This window comes from Bacillus cereus group sp. Bc031, from assembly GCF_027716265.1.
GTDB classification, from domain to species: Bacteria; Bacillota; Bacilli; order Bacillales; family Bacillaceae_G; genus Bacillus_A; species Bacillus_A paranthracis.
The window spans coordinates 47,890-54,278 of record NZ_JAQFUL010000031.1 but is presented as its reverse complement, the minus strand read 5'-3'; the positions used below and the strand labels follow the sequence as shown (position 1 = coordinate 54,278).

Below are 6,389 nucleotides of genomic sequence, written 5' to 3'. Positions count from 1 at the left end.
TTTTTCTCTCATTATACAAGAAAGACCCTATAGAATAGACTTTTTTTTAAGTGTCTATTCTATAGGGTACATTTTAACTATCACGTTCTTTTTTTACATTATAATAATTTTATCATCTAGTTTCGTTTGTCCGCTAAGAAGTGCGTTTAAATATTCCACTTTTCTTATACAGGCTTGTATATGTCTTTCAACCTCTTGTAACTCTGCTTGGTGATGCGTTTCAATAGGATGAATTTGTACGTTGAATTTTTCAAATTGACTACTATATGTTATTTCTGCATAGCCGCTCATAATATCTGTTTCGTTATGAAATAAAAATTGCTTCGTTTTGTCACAGAATGATACATTCTGAAAGCCATATACTTTTAATGCTTCAATTACTTTTTTTATCATTTTTGTATTCATTTTTTTTAACCCTCTTTACGAAGTTCTACTTATACATTATAACATAAAAAATTACATAGAAAGCGCTTCCAAGTGTATTTTATTATAAACTTTACGTTTCAATCACAAAAATGAAACAAAGAAAAAATAATTGTAAAGAAGGAAGGACTCTTTTATTGTTTCGTCATATATATAGAGAAATAGTGCAATGAAAGGAAATTTTCCGAGGTGGAGATCGTATTTCCAATTTGAGCGCAGTAAAAGAGGTGAAGATCTTGAACTTTGATATTGTAGGACAAAAAGCATATATAAAAGATGGACCGCATCGGAACCGAATTGGAATTGTAAAGAAAAACGAGACAAAATTAGAATCGCAGTTTGCTATTGTAATTGGAGAACAAATCATTGAGGTAGAGCTAAAGGATATCGTGTTAGTTGGAGTAGACGTAGGACAATTTCATAAATGGTGCGAACAAAATGGTTATTTGTGAAAAGGACGGGCTGTGAGATAATGAAGTATATGTGAGGAAAGAGAATATGTTATTGTATTCTCTTTTTCTATGTGTAAGGAGACGGAGATGAAGTATACAGAACGAGATTTTACATTGGAGTTAAAAGAGAACATTCAATGCATGGAGAAGGAAATAGAGAGAATAGCATTTAAACTTTTTAAAGATTATTCACATTTGTACATAGAAAAAAACATGGAATTATTTATAGAACTCATCAGAGATAAAGAAAATCCTTTTGAAACAGGATATTCTTCATCAATTTCGATAGCTGTATTAGATGAAGAAGGAAAGATGGTTGAATTTTATACAGTTCCTATCTGGGAATGTTGTAGTTATTTTTTAGGAGTACCGCTTCCAATAAGGTTTTGGGGAAGTAAGTTAAGTGGTGAACTTGTTGATGAATCTTATTGTGAGATAGAGGAGGAGTTAAAGGAGCGGTTGGAAGAATTTTTACAGTTTGCGGGTGAGGAATAATAGTTAATCTGTAGTTTATAATTAATAGTTATTAAAAAAATGAAAAACGGTGTAATTTCTTTATATCTGTACATAGTGTTTGAAACAATATGTTATGCCTTATGTATAAAAGATAAAGAGGAAGATGAAAAGAACTAAAAAAGGACGCTAACCGTTTTGTTAGCGTCCTTTTCATTATGAAGCAATTTCACCAGTTTTTGTATCATCTTGATTGTACGTATCTTGATCTAATTCACCAAGCCATTTACTAGAAATAAGACCTGCTGTCATAGAACCACTTACGTTAAGAGCTGTACGCCCCATATCGATTAATGGTTCAACTGAGATAACAAGAGCGACAATACCGATTGGTAAGTTCATTGTAGATAGTACGATTAACGCTGCGAATGTTGCACCGCCACCAACGCCGGCAACACCGAATGAGCTAATCGCAACGACAGCGATTAAAGTTAAAATAAATTGTGGTTGTAATGGATCAATTCCTACAGTTGGAGCGACCATCATTGCAAGCATTGCTGGATAAATACCTGCGCAACCGTTTTGTCCGATAGATACTCCAAATGAGGCTGCGAAGTTTGCAATCCCTTCAGAAATACCAAGTTTTTCTTTTTGAGCTTCAATATTTAATGGCATTGCACCAGCACTAGAGCGAGATGTGAATGCAAATGTTAATACAGGGAACACCTTTTTCAAATATTGAATTGGATTTAAACCAGATAGAGCAATTAATAATAAGTGGATAACGAACATTACGATAAGTGCCACGTAAGACGCTAACACGAAGTTACCAAGTTTTAAAATAGCATTTATGTCGCTACCAGCAACTGTTTTTGCCATAAGAGCTAATACGCCGTATGGAGTAAGACGTAAAATTAAGGTTACCATACGCATTACAATTGCATATACAGCATCAAGCATTTTCTTAAATAGCTCTGCTTGTTCTGGATATTTTCGTTTTACACCTATAAAGGCGATACCGATAAATGCTGCAAATATTACAACAGAAATTGTTGAAGTTGGACGAGCACCTGTTAAATCAAGAAATGGATTTGTAGGTAACAGCTCTAATAATTTATCTGGAATTGTTGTTTTTTCAATAGAAGTAAATCTTTCTTCAACTAGCTTCAGACGAGCAGATTCTGCATCACCTTGTTGCAGACCAGTTGCAGAAACATCAAATCCTGCACTTGCAGCGATACCGACAGCTGCAGCAATTCCTGTAGTCAGAATTAAAATTCCGATAATAAGACCACTAATTTTACCAAGGTTTTTCGTTAACTGTAATTTTGTAAATGCTGAAATAATAGATACTAAAATAAGTGGCATAACGATCATTTGAAGTAACTTCACATAACCGTTACCGATTAAGCCAAACCAAGTATTTGATTCAATAATTACTTTAGAAGTTGGCTCATAAATAAATTGTAATATAAGACCGAAGATAATTCCGACTCCTAAAGCGGTAAATACACGTTTATTAAAAGATACATGCTTACGTTGCATATAATATAATACGCCAACTAAAATGAGCATGACTGCAACGTTAATTCCGACAAGCAGTGTATTCATGATGATTCCCCCTAATTCCAATCTGTTATATAGAATATAAATCAATAAAACCTATAAGTCAACTAGGCAATTCCGGAATTAAAAAAAAGATGGCAAAATGCCATCTTTTAATGTCCAGCCCCAGGGACAAGTAAAAATGTCGTGTAGTATGTAAATCCTATGAAGAAAACAGTTAAATATGCCCCGAATACGTATATATACATACGCTCTGTTAAATTTAAATAGCTTAAAAGTACGAAGAATCCTGTTTGTCCTAAAAATAGTAGTGCAGTCGAATGCATATCCCCTACGTAAAACATAACCGAGAAAATTCCAGTCCAAAAGCCGAGAACGCGAAACATGCGCTCCATGCCATCTCCCTCCTTTTCTAAAAAAAGTAAACCTCACTTCATTATAGTTTATTTTTCTTACTATTGTAAATATTCGTTCATATAAAAAGAAGCCAATTATAATTGGCTTCTTTTTATATGAGAAATCAAATTGTTAGTTTATAATTACAAGATTTACATCCATCTAGTAAACTATCATTTCGTGTTAATTCCGTGTTAGGGAATAGGATTTCAAAAATCCCTTTCATCATATCTCCGTGCATATTACAAATTTCAGTTGGGTGATGGACAGCAACTTCTTTAAATGGACAATTGTGTACATCATAGAAAATTTTTGTTCCATCTGCACTTAATTCAAATGCAGGTGATAAGCCAGCTGTTGAAAAGGCTTCCTTTGCAATTTGAACTTTTTGCTCCACTGTTAAAGCATCTTCGCTCACATTTAAGCGCTGCATATGTTGTTGCATTAATTCGGCCCCGAATTGTTTCCCTGTTTCGTAGAGCGCTTTTTCACCAGCAGCTCCAAGGCTAAGTAAAGAATTAAACGCTATTTTTGCTAATAATTGATAATCACGGAATGGGAATTGTAATTGGATAACATCTTCAGATAATACATATAATCTGCTTGGTCGTCCGCCTTTTCCAGTTTTCTTCGTTTCAGATTTCAGCATATGAACATCTTCTAATTTAGATAAATGTAAACGCGCTACGTTTGGATGAATGTCAAACTCATCAGCAATTTCTTGTACAGTTACGTAACTATGTTTTTGAGAAATATATTTATAAATGTAATAACGAGTTGGGTCAGCTAAAACACCTGTAATTTTTAAAGCTTGTTCCATGAGGATCTCCACCTTTATCACTTTATCCAAGATAATAACATTATAATACAGATAAACATGGGTATAGGTAATTTTAGACAATAATTCGGAAATTGTTCATAATTTCACAAATATATTTTTCCTTTTTTATCTAGTGAAAATGCAAAAATACCGATTTTTCAGATGGATTTCTTCATGCTATATACATAGTGGGGAGGGAAAAATGATGAATGGAATTGAAAGCTTTGCGAATACGATTTTGAAAGAGGCGTGTAGGGTACAAGCTTCGGATTTACATATTGTGCCCCGGAAGAAGGATGTAGTGATTCAACTGCGCATAGGGAAAGATTTAATGACGAAACAATACATTGAAAAGGAATTTGGAGAAAAACTTGTTTCACACTTTAAATTTTTAGCATCCATGGATATAGGGGAGAGGCGGAAGCCACAAAATGGTTCACTGTATTTACAAATGGATGGACAGGAAGTGTATTTACGTCTTTCCACGCTTCCAACTGTATATCAAGAAAGTCTCGTTATTCGTCTTCATTTACAAGCATCTATTCAGCCGTTATCTCATCTTTCGTTATTTCCAAGTACAGCGAAGAAACTACTTTCTTTTTTACATTATTCCCATGGGTTACTCGTATTTACTGGACCGACTGGATCGGGGAAGACAACAACAATGTATGCATTATTAGAGGTAATTAGAAAAAAGAAAACACGCCGCATCGTTACACTGGAAGATCCAGTTGAAAAAAGAAATGACGATGTATTACAAATTCAAATAAATGAAAAAGCAGGTATCACATATGAGGCGGGACTAAAGGCTATTTTGCGTCATGATCCAGATGTTATTTTAGTGGGTGAAATTCGTGATGAAGAAACAGCAAAAATCGCTATAAGAGCAAGTTTGACTGGCCATTTAGTAATGACGACACTGCATACGAATGATGCGAAAGGAGCAATACTTCGGTTTATGGACTTTGGCATAACAAGGCAAGAGATTGAACAATCTTTATTGGCTATAGCTGCACAGCGACTTGTTGAATTGAAGTGTCCGTTTTGTAAAAGAAAGTGCTCAACTGTATGTAAATCAATGAGGCAAGTAAGGCAAGCGAGTATTTATGAGTTGTTATATGGATATGAGTTAAAACAAGCGATTAAAGAAGCAAACGGGGAATGTGTCACGTACAAGCATGAGACATTAGAGTCTTCGTTGCGAAAAGGATACGCTTTAGGATTTTTAGAAGAGGATGTTTATGTTTAAGAAAATATGGAGTTTAAGTGATCAAGTAATATTACTGAAACGATTAGGAGAACTATTAGAAAAAGGATACTCTCTTTTGCAGGCATTAGAATTTTTACGGTTTCAATTACCTTTAGAAAAGAAAGTACAATTGCAGCGCATGATTGATGGATTAAAAAATGGAAAAAGTCTACACGATTCTTTTCATCAATTAAAGTTTCATCAGGAGATGTTAAGCTATTTATTTTATGCCGAGCAACATGGTGATATTTCTTTTGCGTTGCAACAAGGGAGTGCACTTCTTTATAAAAAGGATAAGTATAGGAAAGATATGATGAAAATAATGCAGTATCCTATGTTTTTGGCGTTCTTTTTAATAATCATGATTTTGATTTTTAACTGCATTTTATTACCACAAGTTGACATGGTATATAGTTCATTTGGTTCTACAGCACCGTTATTTACAGAGCAAATTTTAAGTGCAATTAAGCTACTACCTTATCTTATTTTTAGCACTATTTTTATCGTTACAATTGGCTGTAGTTTATATATATTTTACTTTCGGAAACTCCCACATATGAAGCAGGTAAAAATTATGCTTCGTATCCCCCTCGTAAAAACATTTCTTATTTTAAAGCATTCACATTATTTCGCTACTCAATTGAGCGGTTTATTACACGGTGGGCTATCAGTACTTGAGGCTCTAACAATAATGATGGAACAAAAATACCATCCGTTTTTTCGATATGAAGCGGGTCGAATTGAACGCCAATTAATTGCAGGAGAATCGTTGCAATCTATTATTGCTAAAAGTGGATATTATGAGGAAGAACTTTCTTATATTATTACACATGGCCAAGCAAACGGTAATTTGGCGATTGAATTAGGTGATTATAGTGATCTGATTATGGAAAAGATGGAGCAAAAAATTAACCGTATGTTAGTGATTATTCAACCGATTTTATTTACGTGTATTGGAGGAATAGTCGTTCTTATGTATTTAGCGATGATTATGCCAATGTTTCAAATGATGAATTCTATATAGGAGGCA

8 protein-coding genes are annotated in these 6,389 nt (G+C 33.9%); 4 read left to right on the top strand and 4 right to left on the bottom strand.

The window, feature by feature from the left end:
• Nucleotides 1-93: 93 nt before the first annotated feature.
• Nucleotides 94-405 (bottom strand): hypothetical protein, encoded by a 312-nt coding sequence (locus PDQ33_RS14185; RefSeq protein WP_001093243.1) that lies wholly within the window; start codon nucleotides 403-405, stop codon nucleotides 94-96.
• A gap of 254 nt (nucleotides 406-659) precedes the next feature.
• Here PDQ33_RS14185 and PDQ33_RS14180 point away from each other — a divergent pair, with 254 nt between their 5' ends.
• Both PDQ33_RS14180 and PDQ33_RS14175 read left to right on the top strand, forming a co-directional pair.
• The gene (locus PDQ33_RS14180) at nucleotides 660-875 is read left to right on the top strand and encodes a DUF3912 family protein (RefSeq protein WP_001008331.1); all 216 of its coding nucleotides are present in this window, start codon (nucleotides 660-662) and stop codon (nucleotides 873-875) included.
• An 87-nt stretch (nucleotides 876-962) separates the two neighbouring features.
• Nucleotides 963-1,370: a hypothetical protein gene (locus PDQ33_RS14175; RefSeq protein ID WP_000877912.1), complete on the top strand. Its 408-nt coding sequence runs from the start codon at nucleotides 963-965 to the stop codon at nucleotides 1,368-1,370.
• Nucleotides 1,371-1,544: 174 nt separating this feature from the next.
• Here PDQ33_RS14175 and PDQ33_RS14170 read toward each other — a convergent pair whose 3' ends face one another.
• From PDQ33_RS14170 to PDQ33_RS14160, 3 genes are all read right to left on the bottom strand, one after another.
• The gene (locus PDQ33_RS14170; protein WP_001094339.1) at nucleotides 1,545-2,939 is read right to left on the bottom strand and encodes an L-cystine transporter; all 1,395 of its coding nucleotides are present in this window, start codon (nucleotides 2,937-2,939) and stop codon (nucleotides 1,545-1,547) included.
• Nucleotides 2,940-3,046: 107 nt separating this feature from the next.
• Complete coding sequence (locus PDQ33_RS14165) at nucleotides 3,047-3,289, bottom strand: DUF2626 domain-containing protein (protein ID WP_000440714.1); 243 nt, start codon at nucleotides 3,287-3,289, stop codon at nucleotides 3,047-3,049.
• Between the two features lie 125 nt (nucleotides 3,290-3,414).
• Entirely contained in the window at nucleotides 3,415-4,110 is a 696-nt protein-coding gene (locus tag PDQ33_RS14160) for a helix-turn-helix transcriptional regulator (RefSeq protein WP_000434103.1), read from the bottom strand.
• A gap of 205 nt (nucleotides 4,111-4,315) precedes the next feature.
• Between PDQ33_RS14160 and comGA the strand changes: the two genes are divergently transcribed.
• Both comGA and comGB read left to right on the top strand, forming a co-directional pair.
• Nucleotides 4,316-5,359 carry a competence protein ComGA gene (gene comGA / locus PDQ33_RS14155; protein ID WP_001013206.1) on the top strand — a complete coding sequence of 348 codons (1,044 nt, stop codon included), beginning with the start codon at nucleotides 4,316-4,318 and terminating at the stop codon, nucleotides 5,357-5,359.
• Entirely contained in the window at nucleotides 5,352-6,383 is a 1,032-nt protein-coding gene (gene comGB, locus PDQ33_RS14150) for a competence type IV pilus assembly protein ComGB (protein WP_061132157.1), read from the top strand. The genes comGA and comGB overlap by 8 nt, the downstream gene beginning before the upstream one ends.
• Nucleotides 6,384-6,389 lie beyond the last annotated feature (6 nt).

Excerpts from the sequence above, each read along its gene's own strand:
- comGB (WP_061132157.1), top strand. The coding sequence starts at position 5,352 with ATGTTTAAGAAAATATGGAGTTTAAGTGATCAAGTAATATTACTGAAA.
- PDQ33_RS14165 (WP_000440714.1), bottom strand. The coding sequence starts at position 3,289 with ATGGAGCGCATGTTTCGCGTTCTCGGCTTTTGGACTGGAATTTTCTCG.
- comGA (WP_001013206.1), top strand. The coding sequence starts at position 4,316 with ATGAATGGAATTGAAAGCTTTGCGAATACGATTTTGAAAGAGGCGTGT.
- PDQ33_RS14170 (WP_001094339.1), bottom strand. The coding sequence starts at position 2,939 with ATGAATACACTGCTTGTCGGAATTAACGTTGCAGTCATGCTCATTTTA.
- PDQ33_RS14160 (WP_000434103.1), bottom strand. The coding sequence starts at position 4,110 with ATGGAACAAGCTTTAAAAATTACAGGTGTTTTAGCTGACCCAACTCGT.
- PDQ33_RS14175 (WP_000877912.1), top strand. The coding sequence starts at position 963 with ATGAAGTATACAGAACGAGATTTTACATTGGAGTTAAAAGAGAACATT.
- PDQ33_RS14185 (WP_001093243.1), bottom strand. The coding sequence starts at position 405 with ATGAATACAAAAATGATAAAAAAAGTAATTGAAGCATTAAAAGTATAT.